We start from the raw sequence: 271 nt of genomic DNA, 5'->3' as shown, positions 1-271 counted from the left end.
CCCTTCGGCACTGCGGGCCAATTTGCCAATGGCCTCATGTATATGCGCGTCGACGTGCTCAACAACAGCGGCCAGGCCTGGGTCGAGTTCCAGTTCGAACTCCAGGAGATACTCCACCGGCCGAGCGTGTTCGGCGACGGCCTGTCGTTCGACCAGCGCAACAAAACGCCTGACAACATCTGGTCGAGCAGCTTTGCCGATTTCGATCGCGACTTCGAACCCTATGACCGGCTGCTGTTCAAGAGCGGCAAGATCGACCCGTTGAAGACAG

Annotated in this window: 1 pseudogene; it reads left to right on the top strand. The window is 59.0% G+C overall.

Annotation, left to right across the window (positions count from 1 at the left end):
• Window positions 1-271, top strand: a pseudogene (locus AC0L2O_RS36820) (hypothetical protein); the annotation flags it as partial.

This window comes from Bradyrhizobium sp. Kon10, assembly GCF_055807395.1.
The sequence above is the reverse complement of the archived record's forward strand: the minus strand, read 5'-3'. Positions and strand labels throughout refer to the sequence as shown.